The sequence below is a fragment of the Kitasatospora sp. NPDC094016 genome (assembly GCF_040304045.1).
Classification (GTDB): Bacteria; Actinomycetota; Actinomycetes; order Streptomycetales; family Streptomycetaceae; genus Kitasatospora.
Genome location: NZ_JBEOUK010000044.1, coordinates 13004 through 37772 on the forward strand (window position 1 = coordinate 13004; position 24769 = coordinate 37772).

At 71.0% G+C, this 24769-nt stretch carries 11 protein-coding genes and 2 pseudogenes; 5 read left to right on the forward strand and 8 right to left on the reverse strand.

The features are described 5' to 3' along the window. Positions 1-23 precede the first annotated feature (23 nt). Both ABT015_RS30345 and ABT015_RS30350 read right to left on the reverse strand, forming a co-directional pair. Positions 24-1055 carry a DUF3710 domain-containing protein gene (locus ABT015_RS30345; protein ID WP_350884729.1) on the reverse strand — a complete coding sequence of 344 codons (1032 nt, stop codon included), beginning with the start codon at positions 1053-1055 and terminating at the stop codon, positions 24-26. Then, positions 1048-8358 (reverse strand): polymorphic toxin-type HINT domain-containing protein, encoded by a 7311-nt coding sequence (locus tag ABT015_RS30350; RefSeq protein ID WP_350884731.1) that lies wholly within the window; start codon positions 8356-8358, stop codon positions 1048-1050. The genes ABT015_RS30345 and ABT015_RS30350 overlap by 8 nt, the downstream gene beginning before the upstream one ends. Before the next feature lie 305 nt (positions 8359-8663). Between ABT015_RS30350 and ABT015_RS30355 the strand changes: the two genes are divergently transcribed. Then, a complete protein-coding gene (locus ABT015_RS30355; protein WP_350884733.1) occupies positions 8664-13007 on the forward strand; it encodes a ricin-type beta-trefoil lectin domain protein in 4344 nt (1447 codons plus the stop codon). Between the two features lie 189 nt (positions 13008-13196). Then, positions 13197-17237: a glycoside hydrolase family 84 protein gene (locus ABT015_RS30360; RefSeq protein ID WP_350884735.1), complete on the forward strand. Its 4041-nt coding sequence runs from the start codon at positions 13197-13199 to the stop codon at positions 17235-17237. A 111-nt stretch (positions 17238-17348) separates the two neighbouring features. Here ABT015_RS30360 and ABT015_RS30365 read toward each other — a convergent pair whose 3' ends face one another. Next, positions 17349-17993 carry an HNH endonuclease gene (locus ABT015_RS30365; protein ID WP_350884737.1) on the reverse strand — a complete coding sequence of 215 codons (645 nt, stop codon included), beginning with the start codon at positions 17991-17993 and terminating at the stop codon, positions 17349-17351. Positions 17994-18431: 438 nt separating this feature from the next. On the opposite strand from ABT015_RS30365, the gene ABT015_RS30370 reads away from it, so the two are divergent. Continuing rightward, entirely contained in the window at positions 18432-19613 is a 1182-nt protein-coding gene (locus tag ABT015_RS30370) for a mechanosensitive ion channel family protein (protein ID WP_350884739.1), read from the forward strand. A 76-nt stretch (positions 19614-19689) separates the two neighbouring features. Then, positions 19690-19833, forward strand: a pseudogene (locus ABT015_RS38040) (IS30 family transposase); the annotation flags it as partial. Between the two features lie 24 nt (positions 19834-19857). On the opposite strand, the pseudogene ABT015_RS30375 reads toward ABT015_RS38040, so the two are convergent. Continuing rightward, positions 19858-20046: pseudogene (locus ABT015_RS30375) on the reverse strand (adenylyl cyclase); the annotation flags it as partial. Between the two features lie 235 nt (positions 20047-20281). Here ABT015_RS30375 and ABT015_RS30380 point away from each other — a divergent pair. Next, positions 20282-21343, forward strand: a complete 1062-nt coding sequence (locus ABT015_RS30380; RefSeq protein ID WP_350884741.1) for a phosphotransferase enzyme family protein — start codon at positions 20282-20284, stop codon at positions 21341-21343. A 21-nt stretch (positions 21344-21364) separates the two neighbouring features. Here ABT015_RS30380 and ABT015_RS30385 read toward each other — a convergent pair whose 3' ends face one another. From ABT015_RS30385 to ABT015_RS30400, 4 genes are all read right to left on the reverse strand, one after another. After that, positions 21365-22681, reverse strand: coding sequence for a TfuA-like protein (locus ABT015_RS30385; RefSeq protein ID WP_350884743.1), 1317 nt, complete (start codon positions 22679-22681; stop codon positions 21365-21367). Beyond that, entirely contained in the window at positions 22678-23856 is a 1179-nt protein-coding gene (locus tag ABT015_RS30390; protein WP_350884745.1) for a YcaO-like family protein, read from the reverse strand. Before ABT015_RS30390 ends, ABT015_RS30385 begins: the two co-directional genes overlap by 4 nt. 107 nt (positions 23857-23963) lie before the next feature. After that, the gene (locus ABT015_RS30395) at positions 23964-24122 is read right to left on the reverse strand and encodes a hypothetical protein (RefSeq protein ID WP_350884747.1); all 159 of its coding nucleotides are present in this window, start codon (positions 24120-24122) and stop codon (positions 23964-23966) included. Between the two features lie 23 nt (positions 24123-24145). Continuing rightward, positions 24146-24763, reverse strand: coding sequence for a hypothetical protein (locus ABT015_RS30400; protein WP_350884749.1), 618 nt, complete (start codon positions 24761-24763; stop codon positions 24146-24148). Positions 24764-24769: the final 6 nt, after the last annotated feature.

The following is a 24769-nucleotide window of genomic DNA, read 5'->3' on the forward strand; positions in this document are numbered from 1 at the left end:
CGCGACACGACCGCGCGGGTGGATCAGTCGGGTCGACGCAACGGGATCGGCTGATTGTCCGAGACCGGCCGCAGGCCGACGAATCCGCTCGGCGACAGGAACGCGGCGGAAGTCGGCTGGAAGGAGGGGACCACTACGATCCGTTCGAAGAACTCGTACGCCCACTCGTCACGGGTCTCGGCAGCGCCTCCTTCGCCGGTCACGATCCCCCTCAGCAACCAGCCCGGGCCGTCGCAGCCGAGCACCCGGTTGACGGAGACTCCCCTGACACCCGGCCCCTTCTCCACGGGGACCTCGCACCTGAGCTCCACCCCGGCCCGGCCCGCCCAGGCACGGATCTCGCCCCCCGCCGCCAGGACGCCGGCCGCCAGACGTTCACGTGCCCTTTCCCAGGCATCCGGCCGGGTGGCGTGATACGCCTGGAGTTGAAGCCCCGTCTGGCGACCCTTCACGACGACGGCCTCCACGAGATCACCGGACGGCGCCCTGTTCAGCTCGATCCTGACGCCCGGTTCCCGGGGAACCCTGAGCCCTCCGAGGTCGATGAGGTCCGTCCCCTGCCAGCCGCGTTCGCTCACGTCCCACGGACCGACCTCCACGCCCCGCCCCGCCAGGCGGAACGGATCCTCGGCACGGAGGAACTCGTCCGCAGTGTCCTCCGCAGCCTGTAGCAACGCGGTCACCTCGCTCTCGCGCACAGTCCCGGCATCCAGCAGAACCGTCAGCAGAACAAGGGTGTTCCGCAACGTGAACAGGCCCTCGCCGCGCCCGACCCGGACAGCCGAGAGATCCCCGACCAGGGCTGCGACCATCGTGCCGGTCTCGTCCCTGCCGAGACCGCGCGCGGCAAGCGCGGGTGTCTCCACCGGGAACTCCTCGCCGGCCTCGCGCCTCAGCTGGAGAAGGATCTTCGTCGCGAGCAGCAGAAGCAGCGCCGGCGTGACCCGGGTCGGCCGATCTTCCCAGCCCGCCTCGATCTCACTCTCGGCAGACACGAAATCGTGCGTACGAAACTCATGGAGGATCCGCATGGCGGAACTGACAAACTTACCCATTACCCCTCGCCTTGAACAACTTGACAGCACGCGCCACAGTGATCGTTGCCGCGAGGATCGCCTCGGTGACGCCACCTCCAACGCCGCTGTGATCAAATGCCTTCACCATTTCCCCAGCTTTACCAGGGACCCCCTTCAGCGTCGACGCGCGGGTCTTCCTTTCCTCCGCGACCTCTACGCTCGCACGCCGAGTCGTTCCCGGCGCCTCAGTTCCGCGGGTAACGATCGGACGGGAGTAGCCTCCCGATTGGGGGTCGAAATAGGCAAGAATCTGCCCAGGATCGGTCCCGCCCGTGGGCGACCCCTCCGCCCCCTCAGAGCCCCCCTTTCCAATCTCACACTTGTCGTTATGGACGAGAACAGGGGCGTCGTCCGCAAGAACATAGTACGTGTGGAGCTGATTGACGGTCAGGTTGTGGGTGGTGACGGCGTAGGGGTAGTTGCGGACGGACTGGATGGTGAGGGTGGTGCCGTCGGGCTGGCGGAGGTGTTCGCCGGGGGTGAGTTCGCCGGCGTCGACCCACTGCTGGCGGGTTTCGCTCCAGTATGGGTGGTGGTGAGTCGAGGTGATCTTCGACTGGTGGTCCGCCGGAGGGCCTCGGGGGGCCGCGTCGTCGGTGAGGGTGAGGTCGGTGAAGTCCTTGTCATCAGGGGTCAGGATGGTGGCGGTGACCGTCTCCGGGCGGGTCTCGCCGGTCTGAGGGTCGGTGGCCATGACGACGTCGCCCTCGTGGATGTCGTCGATGGACTTGAGACTGCCGTCGCCCATCAGCACCTTGGTGCCGGTGGGGAAGCTGTTGCGGCAACCGACGGGCACTTCGTCGGCTTCCTTGGCTACGGCCTTGCTCTCTGTCCCCGCCGCGTCGGTTGCCGTCTCTCTTGCTGCTTTTTCTTCTGCGGCACTGGCTGCCGCCTTTTCGGCTGCCCGTGCTTCCGATGCCGCAGTCCTGGCGGTGACGTAGGCGGCTTCGGCCTCCCTGGCGGTGCGTTCACCTGCCCGGATGGCGTCGTAGGCCTTGTTGATCTCCTTGTAGATCTTCAGCGCTTGGATGCCGACCTTCACGGCTTTGAGGATCTTGCCCCAGGGCACCACGTTGAGCGCAGTGTTGATGCAGCTCATCACGTCGCCCTTGGTGAAGCAGTCGCGAGCGTCGTTGAAGCCGATCAGATCCCCGACCAGGTCGACCACCTTGTGCACGAGCTCATCACGCTTGTGCTTGGCCTCGTTCACGACCTTGTCGGCGGCGTCCATCCGACTCTTCGCGGTCTGTTCCTGCGCTGTGGGCTTGGGCAGCGAGGCCAGGGTGCTGGGCGACCAGGTCGCCGGGGTGATGTAGGAGTAGCCGTGGCCGTCGTCCTTCTCGGCGGCGAGGCCGTTGCACTCGGCCGGGGTGTCACACGTGGGCCTCAGGCCGTTGGCGTCCGACTTGTTGATCGGGCTGTTGTTGGCGTACGAGTAGGCGTTCCACTGCTGGGGATCGCTGGCGACCGTGATGGGGTCGGGACTGATGAAGCGGCCCGTCTTGGGGTCGTACTCACGGGCACCGAGGAGGGTGAAGCCGGTGGCCTTCTCCTTGGTGCCGCCGACGAACCCCTTGTCGCCGGCCCAGACGCCCGCATCCGGCTGGGTACCGCGTTCGTTGCCGAACGGGTCGGTGGGACGGCGGACCTGGGCAAGGTCATAGGAGTCGAACTGCACGCCGTTGGTACCGTGTGGGTCGGAACCCTGGTAGGCGAGCTTGGACGTGCCGTTGGTGGTGGTGCGGGTGATGGAGAGGCCGTTGGGCGCCGCGTAGCTGCGGACGTTGGTGACCGCTCCGGTGTTGGTGTCGAGGGCCAGCTGGTCCGCGCCCAGATTGAGCGTGGTCTTGCCCGGGTCGCGGCGGATCAGCTGGTTTCCGGACAGGTCGTACAGGTAACTGGTGGCGCCGCTCTGACCGGTGCCGGTGATCTGGTCGAGCTTGCCCTGGGCGTTCCAGGTCAGGTTCCTGGTGCCCGGGGTGTCGGTGATCGAGGTGGTGTTGCCCGCGGCGTCGTAGGTGTACGAGGTCACCCCGGCGCCAGCCGGACCGGTCCGGGTGGACTTCATGAGCGCGTGCGGACCGCCGGTGCCGCCGCCCGTCTTCGGGTCGGAGGACGGGGTGTTGGGGCCGGCGCCGAACGTCTGGGTGGTGGTGACATCCTTGCCGGTGTCGCCGTTGACGTCCTTCTGGACCAGCTTGGTGCGGTTGCCGATGAGGTCGTACTCGTACTGCTGCCAGTAGGGCGCCGGACCGCCGACGCTCGGCTTACCGCCGCTCGCGGACGGGCCGTCGGTGTTGGCGCAGGCGCCGACACCGGGAACGCTCGGCTGCGGACGGGTGGTCTGGGTGCCGTTGTCGGTCCAGGCCTGGGTGAGCCGGCCGAGGTAGTCGTGGGTGAAGCACTGCAGGTCGGCGACCAGGCCGTCCTGCGCGTTGCGGGCCGAGGTGACCTGACCCATCGGGTTGTAGGTGTAGTCGATCGCGTCGACGTGTGAGAGAGGGGCGTTCTGCTTGTCGAGCAGTGAACGGGTGACCCGGCCGGTGGCGTTGTCAATGATCATGGTGGAGACGACCTGCGCGCCGGCGCCGCCCACGGTGGTCCGGTACGGCCGGCCGTACGGGTCGTAGCGGACGTCGGCCACGTAGGTCGTCGACGGGGCCAACCCGAAGGCGCTGGACAGGGCCGCGAACTGGCCCATGACGTCCGTGACGAAGGTCAGCTTCTCCCGGCCCATGCCGGCGACCGCCGGCATCAGGGTGTTGGTCAGCCGGCCGGCCGTGTCGTAGGTGTTGTCGGTCTGGTAGGTGCCGGCGAGGCCGCCCTCGGCTGCCGGGATGGTGGTCTTGGCGCCGAGCTCGCGGTAACCGGTGTCGTAGCCGGTGATCTCCGACTTGTACGCGGCTCCGCCCGCTCCGCCGACGTAGCGGGTCGAGGAGGTCGGCTTGCCCTTGGCGAGGGTGTCGTAGGTCCAGGCGGCGACCTGCTTGGCGGGGTCGGTCGCCGCGCCCTCGTACGCCGCGACGGTGCGGCCGAGCAGGTCGGTGACGGTGGTGGCGCTCTTGCCCCGGGAGTCCGTCGCGGTGACGAGGTTCTTGGCGTCGTCGTAGCTGGTGGTGCCGGTGCCCGAGTCAGGGTCGGTGGACTTCACCGGACGGCCCAGCTGGTCGTACTCGTACGACCAGAGGTTCCCGGCCGCGTCCTTGCGCCAGGCTTCCCTGCCCTCCGGCGTGTAGCCGTAGGTGGTCTCGTCGTACGCGCCGGTCGGGGTGTTGGCCTTGTACTGGCGCAGCGCGAGCGTGTTGCCGCGGGCATCCTTGACGGTCGCGGACGCATAGCCTCCAGCGGGCGGGGTGATGCGGACCTCGTCTGCGCCCAGGAAGTCGGTGTGGGTGCGCCACTGCTCGACGCCGTAGGACTGGAAGACCGAGTCGGTGACCCGGCCTGCGCCGTCGAACTGTTGAACAGTCTGGGAGGGGATCTTGCTGTCGGGGTTCACGCCGCCGTTGGGCAGGAAGAGCTGGCCGCTGGGCTGCGCCTGGTCGTTGTAGTAGGCGGCGCTGGTCTTGGTCTGCCGACCCTTCGAGTCGAACAGCGCATCGGTGATCATGCGGCCGGTGGCGCCCGACGGGGTGCTGGCCTGGGTCTGGCGAACGCGACCGAGGCCGTCGTAGATGGTGAAGCTGGAGGTGTAGGTCTTCAGGTCGCCCATCAGCGCCTGGGTGAGCACCTGCGAGGGCGCGTTCGCGCCGTTGACCGAGTAGGAGAACCTTCGGTTCGGGCGGTCCGGAAAGCTACTGCGGTCGTTGCCTGGGCTCCAGCCGGCGCTCGCGCGGCCGAGGGAGTCGAAGTCCTGCTCGCTGATGCGGCCGTTCTCGTCCTGGATCTTGAGCGGCGAACCACGGCCCACGTCCAATGTGCTGACGGTCTGCCAGCCCATCGGGTTGGTGTGGGTGACCTGGGTCGGCAGCTGGCCGGTGGCAGGGGAGTACGCGGTCCTGGTCTCCGCACCGGTCGGGTGAGCAGCGTCGGTGCGACTCGGGTCGACGGTGCTGATCACGCGGCCGTAGGCGTCGAAGCTCGCCCGCGCGGTGGCCCGGTAGACCGGCTGGCCGGCGGTGTCGTAACGCTCCAGAACCTCGGTGGCGGTCTGCTCGGACTTGGCGCCGGACTGGCCGAGAGGCAGGCCGTCGAAGTACGCCCGGGTGTCGGCGACGGTGTTGTCCTTCGTCGCGGTCCGACCGCAGGCGCCCTTGAGGACCAGGGTGCGCGAGGCGAGCTGTGTCACCGCGCCGTTCGGGCCGCCGGCGTAGGTGAAGGAGGTACAGAGCAGTTGCTCGGGGTGGGCCAGGTCGCCGTTGTCGTTGACGGTCAACGGGCGGGCGACGGGTGTCGAGTCGTACGTGGTGGAGCGCTCGCTCGTGCGCCAGCCGTTGGCCAGCTTCTCCCGGTTGGTCACCTTGGCCGCGTTGACGGCCCGGGCGGTGATCGGCGGCATGCCACTGGACTGCTTGCGGGTGGCCGTGACCGGACCCAGCCACGGGTCGGAGACCGTGGTGGAGAGGACCTCTCCGTTCTCCCCGTTGTAGTTGGTGGAGTCGCGGATGTAGCCGACCAGGACGTTCTCGTCCTTGATGGTGCCGCCGTGCACGTCGGTCACGGACACTTGGCGCGCGGTTCCGTTGGCGCGGATGTCGCCGTCCATGCCACGCAGGAACGTGGCGACCGTCTTGGTACGCGGCGACTCGACGTCGCTGCCGCTACCGGTGAGGGTCGTGACCGTCGCGTACCCGCGGAACTGGTCCCAGGTACGGGTCTTGGGGTCGGCCATCTCGGAGTCGTTGCGGTGCCAGGCCGCGCCGCCGCCGTAGACGTAGTCGGTGACGACCGCGGGCTGGCCGCCGGCGACCGAGTCCTCCTGGGTCACGGACTGCACGACGATCTTGTTGAACCAGTCGTTCACCGGGTCCGGCGCGCTCTGCCCGGGCAGGTACCACTTGACCGGCATGCAGGCCATCGTGTTGCCGTCCTCGGAGGACGGCATCTTCCCGCCCGCTTCGCGCGAGCACTCGGCGGTCCGGTAGACAACGTTGATCAGGCCACCGGTCTCGGTGGTGATCGCCTGGATGCGCGGACGGTTGTACGGCTCGATCGAGGCCGAGGTGCCGTCCGGCCGAACGATCCGGCCCTTGACGCGGTTGGCGATCTGCAGCGGCTGGAACGAGACCGCCGGAAGGGTGAGCGGCGTACGGCCGTTGCTGCCGGTGCGCTGGACCGAGTCCAGCCACAGCGACGGGGAGGTACCGTCACCCGGGTCCTGGAAGGACTGCTTGAGGGCGAAGGAGTCGACGGGGCGGTAGGAGGTGCCGGTCCAGACCTCGGTGTCGATCGTCGTGAGACGCTTGGTCGTCCAGAACGTGGGCGAGTAGACGGTGCAGTCGCCGGTCGCGTCACAGGTCTGGTCGATCGGTGTGTCCGGCCAGGACTTGGCATTGGCCTTGGTCCGCTGCGACGGGTCACAGGTGGTCGTGCCGTTCGGCAAGCAGCGCTCGGCGGTGCGGAACCACACCTGGGCGGCCGGATTGGCCTTGCCCTTGGCGGCGATCTGGTCGGGCAGCCGCTGGCCGTAGCCGACCCAGACCGGGTAGCTCGCGCGCTGGTACTTGGCCCGGGGGCCGTTGCCGTTGTTCTGGCCGCCGCCCTGGACGTAGGAGTTCTGCTCCTGCTCGTACCGGTAGGTGATCAGGTTCTGGTGCGGGTCGACGATGTAGTCGAGCGACCACTGCCAGCCCATCTGGGACCAGGAGTTGGTGGCCGGCGAGCCGCCCTTCAGGCACGGGTCCTGGCCACCTGGCCAGTAGATCGGCACGGTGGAGACCGAGTTGCTGGCCTGGTCGGTACCGTCGCCGCCAGGCAGGTGGTTCGCGCCGAAGTAGTACTGAGTGCCGTCGACGGTGGTGATCCGCCAGGCCTCGCCGTTCCAGGCGCCGTTGGCCTGCCCGGTCAGCCGCTCGACCTTGGTACCGTCCTCGCCCTGCAGATGCCACTCGCAGGAGTCGTCGTCCTTGACCAACTGGCCGGCGTGGCCGGCGAGCGAGAGCTGGAGCAGGTCGCCGCCCCAGCACTGGTCGCCCGACTTGTCGATCCCGGCGTCCTTGCATCCCTTGTAGCCGCGGACGATGGAACCAGGGTGCCATTCCCAGCCCTCGCCGATCCAGGACGGCTGGGCGTTGGTGGAAGCGGTCTTGCCGTCCACGGCAGAGGAGTCGTAGCCGAGCGAGACATCGGGAGCCGGGCCCGCCAGTGCGGAGGGCAGCTCGACGGTGTAGCCGTAGGTGAAATTGCCCGCGTTGGCGCCGGCCTGCCAGGAGGCGGACGGGGTGATCGGCGAGGCGGTGAAGTCACCGCCGCTGCCGCTGGGGGCCGCCTCGGCCGCGAGCGCCACCGTGGAAGTGTTCGCCGCCGGGCTTCCGAAGGCACCGGCGGCGAAGGACTTGGAGGCGACGCCGATGGTCGGCTGCGGGACGTCGACCTCGGCCACCAACCGGCCCGTAGCCTCGTCCCGGTAGGACGGTACGGGGGTGCGCGTGGTGCAACCGGGGGCGCCCGGGGTCGTCAGGGCACACCCGGGCAGCTGGACGATCCGGGCCCGCGAGGCCCAGTTGGCGCCGGCGTTCTTCGCCCAGGGCTGGACATCGATCCCGACCTGGACCCGCCCGGCTCCGCCGCCCTCACCGGTGTCGCTGAGGGCGACCAGGGCGCCGTTCACGCCGGCAGCCGTGGCGAGGTCCTGGTCGGCCAGGTCGACCTGGATGGTCGGGGCTCCGCCCTTGGCAGCCGGGGTCGACGGGGCGTTCCGGGGGGCCTCTTGCGCGCCGGCGGATGGCGTGATCCAGACAGGTAGCGAGCCGGCCTGGACCGTGCCCGTGGAAGCGACTGTCGGGGCCGGCACGTCATTGGAGGCCGACGCCGCGGTCGCCTTGGCACTCACGCCGTCGAGCGTGGCGATGGCTCTGCCGGACGGCGGAGTGGAGTCGGCCGGCGGCGACCACTTCTTTCCGGGGTCGGGCGTGCGGCCTGAGGCCTTGGCGTCCGAGCCCTTCACCGGGAGGGTCTCCGGCACTGGTGTGTTCGGCGGCACCCAGACCTTCGGCGGGTCGGCGGTGCTGGCGACCGCCTCGACCGAGGGGAGCGTCACCACCGACATGCAGACGGCCAGGGCGGCCATCGCGGCCAGCCGCGAACTTCGCGAGCGGGTGAACAGGCGGAAGTGACGAGACAATTGACTCCCCCACGCATTGCCAAACCTTGAAGCGGGCCGACCACGTCAGCCCAGGCCACCGGCACTTTAGGGGCACACGACCAATCAAAAGTATGGAAATCTTAAAATTACTCCGTGTGATCCATGTCACTCAGAGAGCAATGTGCCACCACCTCAGACAACTCGGACACCTTGTCGACAAAATGCTTTGACAGTCGAACGAGCGTGAAGGCAGCGTGCGGCTGACCTCTACTCACATCACCAAAGACGACAGGTTCTTCATGCCGAGGCCACAACCTCCATCCCTTTCAGCTTCCAAGCGAACCATGAGAAGCCGGACATTCGGCGCGGCCCTTCTGCCACTCGCCTGCACGGCCGCGCTCTCCCTCGGTGTCGGCCTGCTGGCCGCTCCGAGCATCGCGTTCGCGGCTCCCCCCGACCGCAACCACGGCCCCGCCGACACCTCCTGGCCATCCCACCCGGCGCCTCCGGCCAAGAGCGGCCAGACCGACCCCCGGTCAGCGCAGACCGAAGCGATACGAGCGGCCCAGGCCAAGGCGAAGAGCACCGGGAAACCCGTCATCGTCGATGCGCTGACCACGGGCAGCAGCCAGACCTCCGCCAACCCGGACGGCACACTGACCAGCGACTCCACCTCGGTCGCGGAGCGGGTCAAGAACGCCGACGGCACCTGGCGTGCCGTGGACGCGACCCTCCGGACCAACCCGGACGGCACACTCGCGCCGACGGCCGCCCCCTCCGCCCTGACCCTCTCCGGCGGCGGCAGCGGACCGCTGGCCACCATGGCGACAGCAGACGGCAAGAAGCTGTCACTCAAGGCCCCGTTCGACCTGCCGAAACCGGAGATCAACGGAAACAGCGCGCTCTACCGCTCCGTCCTGCCCGACGTCGATCTGGAGATGAGCGCCACCACCGCCGGCGGTTGGCGCCAGGTCCTGATCGTCCGCACCGCACAGGCCGCGGCCAACCCGAAGATCAAGAACCTTCACCTGGACACCGTCGCCGACGGGTTGACGGTCAAGGCGGATGCCGTCGGCAACCTGACGGCCGAGGACGAGTCCGGCAAGCCTCGCTTCACCGCTCCGGCACCGGCGATGTGGGACTCCACCCCAGCGACCTCACCCACACCCGCTGCGGCGTCCCAGACCGGAGCCCAGGGCAAGGCCGCCGCGGTGGCCCCCGCGGACAACACGCCGATACCGGTCGAGTCCAGCAGCAAGGGGCCCGGTGTCAACGCCAGGACGGCACCGATGGCCACCAGCGTGAGTGGCAGCGGCATCGACCTGGTGCCGGACGCCTCGGTGCTCGGTCAGGGCACCGGCCCCTGGTACCTCGACCCGGGTTGGAACCCCAGCGTCGACAACGGCGCCCAGGCCTGGGCGCAGGTCCAGGAGGCCTACCCCAGAACCCCGGAGTACAACGGCACCCAGTACGGCCAGGACAAGCCCGCGGCCGGCTACTGCGGGTACATCGACGCGGCCAACCGCTGCGAGAAGGAGGGCCGCGAGCGGGCCTACTTCCAGGTCGGTCTGAACTCGGTGTTCTGGGATTCGGCCGTACAGAGCGCCACGCTCTACGCCACCGTCGCGCAGTCGTCGAGCCCTTCCACCTCCACGCCGATGGGCCTCTACTCGACCGGGTCGGGCAACAACAACCCGATCAACCAGTGGACTCGCTGGGAGGCCCAACCCTGTCCCGAGCTGTCGAACTGCTCCAAGGTCGGCATGACCTGGATGAAGGGGGCCGGCGGCATCGAGTTCAACGTCTACAGCCAGATGGCGCAGGCGGCGCGCGAGCACTGGAGCGGCTGGACCTTCCTGTTCGCGCCCGACAACGAGGACTACAAGTTCTACCGCCAGCGGTTCGCCAACAACCCGCACATCGTCGTCACCTACGACTTCACGCCCCGCATCGGCACCCCGGTCATCAGCCCGACCCCGGGATTCGCCCGGGACGCGGCCTTCGACCAGTGCCAGACTCCCGGCACCGCCCACCCGTGGGACAACCCGGGTTGGCTCGGCATCAACACCGACATCAACCTGAGCGTGGACACCTGGTCGCCGACCAACGAGCAACTCTGGACCACGTTCAAGATCTGGGACGACGACGACAACGGTTCCTCGAAGCTCTACGAGACCGGCTGGACATCGGGTTGGGGCCGCAAGAACGTGAACGTCGGCTCGCTGATCGATGGTCACCAGTACGGCTGGTTCGCCGCCACCACCGACGGGACGCTCACCAGCGACAACAGCCAGATGTGCTTCCTGCGCATCGACCGGACCCCGCCGACCGCCCGCGTCACCTCGGCGGACTTCCCCGAGTCCGGCACGCTCGGCGGCCACCCGAAGCTCGTCGGCCAGAAGGGTGTCTTCACCCTGACCGGCACCGACCCTGCTCCGACCACCGGCGGCCGCTCCTCCGGCCTGGCCTGCGCCCGGTGGACCACGGACCCCGTCCAGGCCGCGGCCACCGGGTGGAACTGCACCGACGGCGGAAACATCGTCAAGATGAACGGCGACGGCAGCTTCCAGCTGGAGTACACCCCCTGGCACTGGGGGACCAACTTCCTCTACCTGCAGACCCAGGACAACGCCGGCAACATGTCACAGCCGGTCGCGTACACGTACTACGTCCCGAGCAACCCCGACGGCCCCGCGCCGATCATGGGTGACATCGACGCCGACAACAAGGCCGACATCCTGCTGCCGGACGGCACCGGCGCCCTGCGCATGATCGGGGCGAACGCCGACCCGTACGCGGCCCCGAACGCCAAGCCCGTCTCCGCCCCCGGCACCGCCGGCTGGAGCACCGTCCAGACCACGCACCGGGGTTCGTTCAGCGAGCAGAACGTCGACGACCTGATCGCACACGCGCCCGGCGCCGACGAGCTGTACCTGTACGCCAACGACTACATCGCCGCCCACCTGGACGGACAGAGCGCGGTGGCGCTGTCCAAGTCCAGGGACTGCTACCTGGCCGACGGCACGTCGATCACCTGTGCCGACTACGGCAACAAGGACACCTGGGCCGGGGTCACCCAGATCGCGGCGTTCGGGTCGCCCACCGGCGACACCGCCGTCAAGAAGGGGACGGGACTGTACGGGCTACCCCGTTCCTCCCTGCTCTTCGTCGAGGGCAGCCGGCTGTGGCTCGCCATGTCGTCCAGCGCCAAGACCCTCGACGGGCCGGCCATCCTGCTGTCGCAGAGCCAGGCCTGGGACTCCTATGACCTGATCACGCCCGGCCCGACCAAGGGCACGAACGTGCCCACGCTGTGGGGCCGGTCCAGGAACGACGGAACCATCCACGCCTACCAGTTGGCCAAGGGCAGCGTTCCGGACACCTTCGACAGCTCCGGGTTCACCGACCCCACCAAGGGATGGCTGGCCAACGGGGTCGACCACAGGCTGTATCCGAAGGTCGGCTCCAACGGCGATGTCACCGGTGACGGCGTTCCGGACCTCTGGGCCGTCGACACCAACAACCAACTGGTCGCCTGGGCCGGCGTCGGCACCAAGGCGTCCGACGTCAACAGCGGGCCGACGGTGACCGGTCTGGAGAAGGATCCGGTCGTCCTCGGCAACCTCGACCGCCCGATCGCCAACTGGCTGGCCGCGCCCGACGGTGGCAACACCGTCAAGGACGGCCAGGGCAAGGCCAACGGCACCGCCTCCGGCGTCAACTGGGGCTGGGACAACGTGGGCGGGAAGGGCACCACGGTCGCGGGCTTCAGCCCGGGCAACGGCTCGAACATCACCACGCAAGGTCCGGTGGTCGACACCCGTAAGAGCTTCACCGTCTCGACCTGGGTGAAGTCCGGCTCGGCAGGCGGCGTCGTCGCCGCCCAGACCGCAAACCACGCCGCCGACTTCATGCTCTACAACGACGGCGGCACCGGGGCCTGGCGGTTCGCGCTGAGCTGGGCCGACGGCGGCGGATGGCCGTTCCACTACACGAGCACCACCAACGCGAACGTGAACTCCCGGGTCGGCGTCTGGACCCAGCTCACGGCCTCGTACAACAGCAGAACCGGGCTGATGTCTCTGTACGTGGACGGGGTTCTCGCCGGAACGGGCTACCACTCGGCCGCCGAGAGCTCCGCACCGTCCGGCCCGTTCGTGCTGGGCCGCTACAAGCAGAACGACCAGCCGAGCCCGTCCTTCGACGGCAACATCAGCAGCACCGCCGTCTACCCCTTCGCGGTGGCGCCCACCGCGCCCGGCACCAGTGGTGTCATCCGGTCGGGCGTCGACGCGAACATGTGCATCGACGACAACGGCTTCGGTACCGCCAACGGCGCCGCGATCCAGCTGTGGGGCTGCCACGGTGACACCTCGCAGCAGTTCTCGCTCGGCAACGACGGCACCGTCCGCGTGCTGGGCGGCTGCATGGCGCCGGTGAACGCCGGCAAGGGCAACTACACGAAGATGGAGTACCACGTCTGCGACGGCACGGACCCGCAGAAGTGGATTCCGCTGGCCAACAACGCGCTGTACCACCCGGCCTCGGGCCGCTGCCTGGACCTCCCGGGGTGGCAGGCCGTGAACGGCAACCAGCTCCAGCTGTACGACTGCCACTTCGGGGCGTCCCAGCAGTGGTCCGTCCCTGCCCTGCGGACAGCCGTGCTGCCCGCTCCGCCGCGCTCCTGAGCTGCGCGTCCTGAGCTCGTACCGGGCCTGTTCCGCCAATCGGCGGGGCAGGCCCGGGGCGTTGTCGGGAAAGCACAGAGAGAGTGACTAATGATGCTAAATAAGGCATAGCGGGCGGCCGCGTTGACACCGGGTTGGGTAGCTGGTGGGGTTGCGGCGATGCGGTCCAGGCCTGGCGAGGAGGCTCCTGTGGAAGCCCGAGTGTCCGTTGTGGCCGGGCGGCGGCTGCGGCAGCGGTTGGAGCGGAGTGCGGCGTTGCGGGAGGTGCTGTACCACCCGGCGGCGCTGGCGGCGCGGCGGGCCACGGCGCGGACGTGCCGTCAACTGGCGCCCAGGACGGCGGATCGGCTGATCGCCGGCCTCAAGGGGACGGAACCGCTGCTGGCGTCGGGGCGGGCGGAGCGGGCCCGGCGGGCGGCGGGGCGGCCGGGGCGGCGGACCCTGCAGATCGCGGCGGGCGTCGCGGCGGCGGCGGTGGTCGGCGGACTGCTGGCCGGACCGATGCCGTCGGCGGCGTACGCGGCGTCGGCGGGGCCGGACGTGGTGAGCAGCGCGCCGCAGACGCCGCTGGGGAGCATGACGAACCCGCAGGTGTTCCCGCGGCCGCAGGAGCAGACGGTGGCCGGCAAGCCGGTCGCGGTGCCGGCCGCGGTGACGCTGGTGCCGGCGCCGGACGCGGACCTCGGGGCGTTGGACGCCGTCCGGGAGGTACTGGAGATCGCCGGGGCGACGACCGTCACCCCGCAGCCGGACGTCGACGCGCCGGCCGCCGGGTCGCTGGTGGTGTACGTCGGCGGACCGGCCGAGGCCGCCGACGGCGGGACGGACCGGGCGCTGCGCGCGCTGTCCGCCGCGGCCGGCGGCAAGGACGGCGCCGCCCCCTCGACCGCGGGCATGCTGGCCGGCGGGTACGTGCTGTCGGCCGGTCAGCTGCCGGCCCGGGGCGGCGGGACGTACGGCGCGGTGGTACTGGCGGGCGCGGACGCGACGGGCACCTTCTACGCCGCGCAGAGCCTGCGCCAGCTGCTCGCCGCCGTCCCGGCCGGGCAGGGGCAGGCGCCGGGCGCCGCCGGGCTGGGCCTGCCCGGGATCACGCTGCGGGACTGGCCGAGCGGCGCGCCGGTGCGCGGCACCGCGGAGGCGTTCTACGGCAGCCCGTGGACCGCGCAGCAGCGGCTCGACCAGGTGGAGTTCCTCGGCCGCTCCAAGCAGAACTTCTACCTCTACGCCCCCGGTGACGACCCGTTCCGGCTCTCCCGCTGGCGCGACGCCTACCCCGCCGCCCAGGCCGACGAGCTGCGCGAACTGGGCGCCGCGGCCCGGCGCAACCACGTCACGCTCGGCTACGCGATCGACCCGGGGCAGTCCCTCTGCTTCAGCTCCGGCAAGGACGTGAACGCGCTGGTGGCCAAGCTGGACGGGCTGCGCAAGCTCGGCTTCACCGCCTTCCAGCTCCAGTTCCTGGACGTCAGCTACGACGAGTGGCACTGCGGCGACGACCGCGACACCTACGGCACCGGCCCGGCCGCGGCCGCCAAGGCGCAGGCCGCGCTGGTGACCAAGGTGCGGGACCGGCTGATCGCGCGCAACCCGGGCCTGGCGCCGCTGTCCGTGGTGCCCACCGAGTACCACAAGCAGGGCGTCACGCCGTACCGCAAGGCGCTGGCCGCGGCGCTGCCGGACGGCGTGCAGGTGGCCTGGAGCGGGGGCGGGGTGATCCCGGAGAAGATCACCGGCGCCCAGGCCGCCGAGACCGGCGACCTGTACGGCCACCCGCTGGTCACCATGGACAACTACCCGGTCAACGACGCCAGCCCGGACCGGCTCTTCCTCGGTGCCTACACCGGGCGCGAACCGGAGGTGGCCACCCGCTCGGCGGTGATGCTCACCGGTGCCATGCAGCAGCCGGTGGCCTCCCGGATCGCCCTCGCCACGGCCGGCGACTTCGCCTGGAACCCGGCCGGCTACCGGCCGGAGGACTCCTGGCAGGCCGCGGTGCGCTCGCTCGCCGGCCCGACCGGCGCCGGCGGCACGCCCGCCGGCACCGCCCTGTCCGCGGTCACCGCGCTGGCCGGCAACAGCTCCTCCTCGCCGCTGTCCAAGCAGGAGTCCGGCTACCTGACGCCGCTGCTCGACCGGTTCTGGGCCGCCGCCGAGCCCACCTCGGGCACCGCGTCGGACCTCGCCAAGCTGATAGAGGCCGCCGCGCCCCTGCGGGACGCCTTCGCCGCGATGGCCACCGCCCAGCAGACCCTCACCGGCACCCAGGCCACCGCCCAGCTCGCCGCCGAGGCCGCGCCCTGGCTCGCCCCTCTGCACGACTACGGGCTGGCCGGGCAGTCCGCGCTGGACATGCTGCTGGCCCAGCACGGCGGCGACGGCGCGGCCGCCTGGAAGGCCCGGGTGGAGCTCAACCGGCTGCGCGAGCAGCTCGCGCAGAGCCCGGCCACGATCGGCGCGGGCGTGCTCGACCCGTTCCTGGAGCGGGCCGTCGGGGCCGCCGACAACTGGGCCGGGGTGGCCGGCGGCGGGATCACCCCGACCACCACCATGGGCACCGCGCACGACCACCTGCCGGCGCTGATGACCGACGGCGCGGCCGACACGTTCTACTGGAGCTCCGCTCCCCCGCAGCCCGGCGACGCGGTCGGCGTCGACCTCGGCGGCGGGCGCCCGGTCGGCACCGTCACCGTGCTGATGGGCTCCTGGGGCAACGGGCCGGACGGCCGGAGCGCGGTCGACGACTACCTCCACGACGGCGTGCTGGAGTACAGCACCGGCGAGGGCGGCTGGAAGCAGCTCGCCGTGGTCAAGAACCAGAAGTCGGTCAGCGCCAAGCTGCCGGCCGGCTCGGTGGTGCGGGCCGTGCGGCTGCGGGCCACCGCCGCCCAGAAGACCGCCGTCGCGGTGCGCGAGTTCAGCGTCACCGCGCCCGACGACGCCCCCGCCAGCGTCACCGGCGGACCCGCCGCGCTGCCCGGCTCCTCGGCGTCCGCGGTGCTGGACGGCAACCCGGACACCGCGTACCGGGCCGCCAAGCCGCCCACCGCGCAGGACGAGCCGCTCACCGTCGAACTGGGCGCCGCCCGCCCGCTCGACCGGCTCACCGTGCTCACCGACCCCGGCGTGCACGCCACCGCCACCGTCTCGGTGCGCCGCTCGGACGGCGGCTGGACGGACATCGGCACCGTGCAGCCCGGCTACAACGAGCTGCCGGCCGGCGGGCAGGCCGCCGACGCGTTCCGGCTGACCTGGAAGCCGGGCGGCGACCCGCCGGTGGTCAACCAGGTGATCCCCTGGTACGCGGACGTCCCGGCGGCCCGGCTCAGCCTGTCCGACCCGACCCTGGACGTGGTGACCGGCGCCGCCGCGCCCGCCCAGGCCCGGGCCACCGTCGAGGCCGGCCGGCCCGAGGGGACCAGCGGCGAGCTGCACACCGAGGTGCCGCCCGAGGCCAAGGGACTGACCGTGACCCCGGCGGCCGGGGTGACCGTGCCGCGCGGCGGCCGCATCGGCGTGCCGCTGCTGGTCAGCGCCGCTCCCGGGACGCCGTTCGGGACGTACCAGGTGCCGGTGCAGTTCGTGGCCGGCGCCACCACCGTGAAGCAGGTGCTCCAGGTGCACGTGGTGCCGCCGACCAGCGGTCCGGACCTGGCGCTCCGCGCGAAGGCCACCTCCTCGGGCGACGAGACGCCGGACTTCCCCGCCTCGGCGGTCACCGACGGTGACCCGAAGACCCGCTGGTCCTCCCCCGCCAAGGACGACGCCTGGGTGCAGCTGGAACTGCCGCAGGCGACCCACCTGGGCGCGGCGGTGCTGCACTGGCAGGCCGCGTACGCCGCCGCCTACCGGCTCCAGGTCTCGGCGGACGGCACCACCTGGACCGACGCGGCGACGGTGGACAACGGCAAGGGCGGCGACGAGACCGTGCGCTTCGACGCGCCGGGCGCCCGGTTCCTCCGGGTGCAGGGCGTGGCCCGGGCCAACAAGTACGGCTACTCGCTGTGGGGCGTCGAGCTGTACGCCGTCACCCCGCCCGCCCCGGCGCAGCCGCCGACCGTCCCCCCGGCCCAGCCGGGCGGCGGCGCCACCACCGCGCCCACGGCCCCGCCGACGGCCCCGACCGCTCCGAGCGCCCCGGCCACGCCCCCGGCGGGCGGGACTGCGGGCGGGACGACAGGCGGTGCGACAGGCGGGACGACGGGTGGGACAGCGCCGCCGAAGCAGTAGCCGCCGCGCCCCCACCGGACAACGCGGCGGGCCGCCGTGCTCCCCGGTGGGGGGCGCGGCGGCCCATGAGGCGTACCGACGGTATGACGGGCTGGCCCTTGTGGAGCGGGGTCAGGCGGAGAGCGGTTCGGGCTGCTCACCGCGGTGGACGGGGGCGGAGTGGGCCGAGTGCGCCCGCCCGAGCGGGACGGGGAGGCCCTGCTCGGTATGGTCGAGGTGCTCGTACTCGCCCCACTGCGGGGCGCGCAGCTGGTCGGAGCCGCCGTACGGCTCCAGGTAGGGGCGCCAGCGCGGGTCCTTGATGCCGGTGCCGATGATCCGCCAGGCGAGGCCGCTGGGCGGGGCCGGTGGGCGCTTCATCCGCCAGCCGAGTTCGGTGAGGTGGCGGTCGGCCTTGGTGTGGTTGCAGCGGCGGCAGGCCGCCACCACGTTGTCCCACCGGTGCTGGCCGCCCCGGCTGCGCGGGATGACGTGGTCGACGCTGGTGGCGGCGGCCCCGCAGTAGACGCAGCGGCCGTGGTCACGGGCGAACAGCGCCCGGCGGGTGAGCGGGACGGGCCCGCAGAACGGGACCCGGACGAAGCGGGTCAGGCGGACGACGGACGGCGCCGGAAGGGCGCTGGTGGCGCTGTGCAGAGTGACTTCCGAGTCCTCCAGGCTGACCGCCTTGTGGTTGAGGACGAGGATGAGTGCGCGGCGCATCGATACGACGCCGAGTGGCTCGTAGGACGCGTTGAGGACCAGGACATGCGGCACGGATGCCTCCTTGGACGCCTGCGGCGCGTGGCTCGCGCCGGGACGAGCGGTTGGATCGCACAACTGGTGCGCGATCTCCCCCAGTGTCGCCTTACGCCTTTGTACGGCGCCACCACTCCTGTGTAACGGACCTGGTGTGAACTTCGGGTGTGGCTTCTGTCATAGCCGGTATGCCCTGGGGAAGGTCGGGTTGCACCCGGGTGCCCTCGGGGTGCCGCCCGTGGCCCTCCCGGGGGAGCGCTCGGCCGGTCGGAGCAGCGGCCGCCCCCGTCGTCCGGGGGAGCGCACCGGTGCGCTGACGGGGCGTTCGTGTTGCTTCGTACGCCCTTCGGCGTGTCCGGTCGGGTGTTCGGCGCCGGTTAGGCTGAGGCGGACGGTCCGCGGGCCGCGTGCCGCGGCGCGGGCCCGCCACCCCCCCCCTTGCAGGAAGGCCCGCACGTGTTCCGCTCCGGCGCCACCGGTATCGCCGACGCGTCCTCGACGCTCTCCACTCCGACACCGGCGCCGAGCCCGACCGCGCCGCAGCTGCCGCAGCTGGACCTGAGAATCCCGACCAGCGCGCAGGAGGTCAGCGACACCACCAAGCAGGCTGCCAGCTGGTTCGACACGCACTGGCAGGGCTGGCTGGCCGGCGGGGTGCGGATCGTCTTCATCGTGCTGCTGGCCCTGGTGCTGCGCGCCGTGGTGCGCAAGCTGATCACCCAGCTGATCACGCGGATGGCGCGCTCGCACGACCACCACGAGGAGAGCCGGCTCGGCGGGCTGCTGGCCAACACCGGGGTGGTGAACCCGGAGCGGCGCCAGCAGCGGTCGGAAGCGATCGGCTCGGTGCTGCGCAGCGTGGCGTCGTTCTCCATCCTGGGCACGGCCGCGCTGATGGTGCTGTCCGCGCTGGGGGTGAACCTGGCGCCGCTGCTGGCCAGCGCCGGTGTGGCCGGTGTGGCGATCGGTTTCGGCGCCCGCAACCTGGTGACGGACTTCCTCTCCGGGGTCTTCATGATCATGGAGGACCAGTACGGCGTCGGCGACGAGATCGACACCGGGGTGGCCGCCGGCACGGTGCTGGAGGTCGGCCTGCGGGTGACCAAGCTGCGCGGGGCCAACGGCGAGATCTGGTACATCCGCAACGGCGAGGTGAAGCGGATCGCCAACATGAGCCAGGGCTGGTCGACCGCCTCGGTGGACGTGCAGGTCGGGTACAAGGAGGACCTGCTGCGGGTCGAGGACCTGATCCAGGAGACGGCCGAGGCGCTGTCCAAGGAGTCGCCGTACGACGAACTGGTCTGGGCGCCGGTGTCCGTCCTGGGCGTGGAGTCGGTCGCGGCGGACTCGGTGATGGTGCGGATCGAGGCGCGGACCGCGCCGGGCAAGGCGCCGGCGGTGTCCCGGGCGCTGCGCCAGCGCCTGAAGACGGCCTTCGACCAGGCCGGGATCAAGGTCAAGGAGGAGGCCGAGCCGGTGGCCGCCGCGGCGACGGCGGCCCCGGCCACCGGGGTGGTGATCTCCCCCGCGACCGAACCGGCACCGCCGTCCGCACTGTCCGACCCGACCTCGCCCAGGTACCGGGCGACCGAGCCGATACCGGCGCCGAGGCCGGCCGACGACCTCGCCAAGCCGTAACGTTTCAGGTCGAAAGCCCCGCTCCCACCACCTCGGGTTCTGTTGGTCGTCGCAACACCCCAGCTGAGGGGATGCGATGGACTTCAAGATCCGCAGGGACCGGAAGCCGCAGGGGCGTAGGAAGCTCCGCATCGAGCGGGCGGAACACTTCCGGCTCGTGGATCAGGGCTACGGCAACAAACAGGCGTCCCGGCTGGTGGGCGTCCACGGTGGGAGCGGGGCTTCGCGCTGTCCGGTTCAGGAGCTACGAGAAGGACTCGGCTCTGTCTGCGGCGTCGGCGAACAGGAGGGTGGGTTCGGTGAGGATGTCGCGGCCGGCCTCGCTCTTGTAGATCTCGTCGACGCTGCCGAAGCGGGCCCCGGAGTAGTCCAGATCGAGGAGGGCGGCGGCCTGTCGGACCGCCGCCTCGTCCGGCCTCTCGATGCCGACGCCAGGCGGAATCAAGGGTCCGCCGCGCCATGCAGTGCCTTCGCCGGGCTTTCGGAGCAACGCGGCTCGCATGCGGGCGAGTTCGGGGGCGTCGTCGGGTGTGGCAGGGCGGACGTACACGTGTGACTCCTCGGGTGAGCGGAAGGCCGGTGCCTGTTTCCGGGAAGTGCGGGAGTCACGGGTGCTGGGTCGGTAGGCTGGCGTCGGCCGTCTGAAATGCCCCGCTCTGGGAGTACTTGTGCCTTCTCCTTCCTCTTCACCGTCGCCTGGCGAGGTCTCCGCCGAGCAGGTCGCCGAGGTTCTCGCCGAGGCGTACGGCCTGCGCGATGCCGCAGTGACCGTGATCCCGCTCGGGACGGAGACAGACAACTTCGCGGCCGAGACCGAGCGGGGGCCCTTGTTCGTCAAGGCCTACCCGCGCCGGGCGAACCTGGACGTCATGGCCGGGCGGATCGCGGTGTCGGAGCTTGGCCGGGAGGCTGGCAGTCCGTTCCCCGGGGTGCACGCCGACCTGCGGGGGCGCAGCATCGCCCGGCATGGCGAGGTGGCGGTCTCGCTGTGGGACTGGGTGGACGGCGCCTCGCTGGAGTTGCCGTACACGCCGGCCCACGGTGAGCAGATCGGGGACGCACTCGGGCGGCTGCACAACGCGCTGGCTGGCCACCCGCAGGAGGGGTTCAAGGAGAACACCAACCACTGGTGGTCCCACCGCGCGGGCGTGTTGCAGGAGCGGGGTCGGGAGCTGCTGGCCCTGATCGACGCCGTGGTGGAGCCGGACGGGGACGACCTGGCACGGCGGGCGGAGGTCGAGGAGCGGATCGCCCAGCTGGATGCCCTAGGCACGCTGCAGGCGGAGCTCCCGGCGTCCCCGCGCGAGCAGATCGTCCACTTCGACGCGACCGGCGCGAACCTGCTGTGGAACAGCAAGGATGAGTTGGTCGGTGTGATCGACATCCAAGCCAGGATCGCCTTCCCGACTTGGGAGTTGGGCCGGGTCGCCTTCGAGCCGTTCACGGTGGCCGAGTCCTCGGACTGGCGGAGGAGTGCCACGGCGGCTGTGGCGGCGTACGCGGAGCACGTCCCGGCCGAGACCCGGCCGGAGCTGGTGTACGCGGCGCGGATGGCGCTGCTGCACAACCTGACCTCCTGGTTCGGGGTGGATGCGTTGTACGGGGAGAACCAGTTGCAGGGCCGGGGGATCTACGCGAGGTTCTGGCACCTGCGGACGGTGGCGGCCCGCCGAATGCTGGCCGAACTCCCGGCAATCGAGGCCGAGCTGGCGGCCGTGGTCGGCGTCTGACCCCTCAGGGCGGCGGCTGTTTCACGCGGTCGCCGCTCTGCTGTGCAGGTAGAAGGCGCGGGCGACCTCGACGGCTCCGGCGAAGTCGCGGAATGCCCTGTCCCGGGCCGCCGCGTCGAGGGCGGCGCTGGTCGCGCCTTCGGCCAGACCCCAGCTGTCGCGCAGGTGCCGGCCGATCCGCTCCGGGTCGAGGTGAGCGGTGGTCCGCCGCGGATCGGCCGTCTCGACAGCGTCGTTGAGGCGAAACGCGGTGGCCACAGTGCTGGCAGCCGACTCGGCGTTCTGGAGCAGCCCCTCGGCCTCGTCCCAGGTGGCGGGCCATACGGTCCAGGCTCCGTCGAGCCGGGCCGACCGGACGATGATGCGCAGTAGTGCCTCGTTGGGGTCGAGGAGGAGTTCGTCCGGCGTGAGCCAGTGCGCCGTCTGCGCTGGGGTGAGGTGAGTCAGGTCGAGGCCGGCCTCGGCGGCCGTCCTCATCGCCGCCATGACGAGCAGAGCGTCGGTGGCAGGGCCTCCCGTGATTGCGGCCAGCACGCGCCTGCGCCAGCGGGCGGGGAAGCCGGAGTCGTAGAGCTGCTGGTGGTGGAGGACTGCCAGGAGCGGCACGCCGTGCGGGCCCGGCTGATGGCCTGCGGTCCAGTACCGCACGAAGCTCGTCCGCCAAGGCCCGTCCCGCCACCGGCCCGTCGACGGCGCGGGCAGCGAACCTTCGGCAACCAGGAGCAGGGCGGCCTCGGCGTCCTCGCGTTTGAGGTCGTGGGGGTTGGTCTTGCGCCACTCGTTCGCGCGGTCGTGCAGGTCGGTGAGGTATGCGGCGCGGGCCAGTTGGCCGATGCCGGCCCAAGAGCGCCGGTCGTACGGCAAGCGGCGGGCGATGGCGAGGAGCGCGGCGGCCTCGTCGCCTGTGATCACACCGGCTGCCGTGCACCTGGTGAGGGCGGCGCGGATGTTCACCAGGGCCTCGGACAGGCGTTGGTCGGTGGGGCTGTGCAGGACGGCGACCTCGTCGTCGGCCTCCAGGAGGCCGGTGAGGTAGTCCCGGTAGATCTGCCCGACCCCGTGCATGCCGTAGGACGCGAGTTCGGCGGCGCGCAAGGCCCCCATACTGGCGGCACCGACGACGGTGGTCCCAGCGGCCAGCAAGGCGAGGATCTCCTTGTGCCGCACGGGGGCGCTCTGGTGCCAGAGACCATCGATGATCACGACCGTGTCGTCCGGGGAGGCGGCGAGCGCCAGGAGGTCACCGTGCTTGACCGGCGGGTGGCAGAAAGCACCGGGGAGGATCTCCCGAACGCGGGAGGCGGAGATGGTGGGTCCGGCGAAGACGTGGGTGGTCACGCTGCGGCCTCCTGCGGGCGCGGGACGGTGTGCCGCGAGCTGTACCGCAGGCCCGGCGCGACGACCTTGACCACCGCGAACTCGCTGCGCGTGTACGGCCCCCAGGTCAGTTCGACGAGCATGGGCTCGGCCTGGGCCACCGCAGCGACGAGACCGGCCAGGTGCTGGGCTTCCTCATGGTCTTGCTCCGGCGCGGCCGGGCTGTACTCGCACACGGCTTGGTCCCACGGCTCCCCCGCTCGGTCCGGCGTCGTGGGGCCACGGTGGGTGCGGCCCGCGCGGTGGACGGCGGCGGGGATGTCCTCACGGCTTCCCGTGATCTGGGCGAGGCGGGACTGCGCTGCCTCGGTGATGGCCCGGGACAGCGCTACGGCGGGGGCTAGGTGGGCGCCGGTTCCGCTGACCAGGGTGACGGGCTGGTCCTCGCGCCACAGGTAGCAGGCCATGACGGGGACGCCGTAGCGGTTGGGCAGGTGCCAGAGCTCGACCCAGGCCCGCGCGGCGTCGAGGAGATCGAGCAGTTGACGGCAGTACGGTTCGGTGACGCTCGCCGGGTCGATGCGGCCGGCGCTTCGGGTGCCGGAGCGGTCGGCGAGGTCACTGACGACGTCGCGCTCGATCAACTCGTACAGGGCATGCGTGACGGCCTCGGCGCGGGTGTTGCCGGAGGCGAGGCCATTGGTGGAGGAACTCGGCAGGTGCATCCGCCAGTCGGTGCGAGTCTCGCGACCGAGCTGGACGCAGGCGGAGGGAACGAGGGCCGGGGTGCCGTCCAGCGCGGACCGGGCGGGAATCCAGTCGAGCACGCTGCGATCGGTCAGCAGACTTCCCGGGTGCTGGTCGAGATCGGTCACACGGTAGGGCAGGATCAGCCCGCAGGCCGGCGCCTGGAGGACGGCAGCGGCGGGCACGGCGTGTTCGCCGTGCCACGCCTCGATGGCCTCCATCGCGCCGGATACGCGCGCGGCGTCCAGCGTGACCCCCTTGCCCTGGGCGACCGACAGGGTGCGGGCGAGGGGCCGCATGGCCATGGTGACGGGGATGCCGATGGTGTCGAGCCCGGTGACGTCGGCGACACGGGTGATGCCGTAGTCGCCGAGCAGGGGCTTGATGGCCTGCCAGGTGTCCGCCGGGTGCCGGGTGCGGTGGGTGCCCGCGAAGTACGTCTTGCGCATGGCTCTCCTCGTTGGGGGCGGCGGTGCCCGGCCGTAAACGCCCAGGTCGTGTGGGGCGTCCGCCGGCCGGGCACCACTGGTCGACCCGACTGTCGGTCAGCGGACGGTCACAGGCCCGGCTGCTGGTAGACGTGGGTGTCGGGGAAGGCGGAATCCGGCACCGACGGGTCGCCGCCGACGTTCTGCGGCAGGTCGCCGTCCGCGTGCAGCTCGGCGACGAAGTCGGCCGGGTCGATCTGCGGGGTGACGTGCTCGATGTTGGGCACGGTTGCTCCTTCGGGAAGGCGGGTTACTGCTGCACCGAGAGGTCGGTGAAGCAGATGGTGATCAGCACCTCGCGCGACTGGGAGTCGAGCGGGGTACGCCAGTGGGGGATTCGGCTTCCGTCGAATCCCGTGAGGGCGCGGTGGCGGATCGGGAACTCCTCACCACCGGTCGGGTAGGGGGTGTCGGTGAGCCGGTCGGCGACCTGCTGGGTGCTCAGCCAGCGCAGGTCGGGCAGCCAGCCCATCGCGCCGAGCCCCGGAGTGAGGCCGCAGCTGAAGGTGATGCCGCACTTGCCGTCGTCGCGGTGGACGTGCATGTAGTCGCCGGGGCTGTAGAACTTCAAGCCGTAGCGGATCGGCGTCAGCCGGGCGCGGCCGGTGGCCTCGCCGGCTACCTCGGCGAGGGCCTTGGACATCGCGAGGGCGGTGAGGGCCTTGCCGCCGGGGTGGACCTTGCAGCGCTGCGGCGAAGTGATCGAGCCGTCCCGCATCACGAGCAGACCCGGTCGCTGGTTGTGCCGGACCACGGCGTGCGGCTCGGATCGCTCGGCCTCGGCGGCGATCTCGTCCCAGAGCCCGGGGTCGATCGCCTCGGCGGGGACCTCGGCCCGACCCTCGGCCAGCCATGTCTGACGGAACATCGCCGG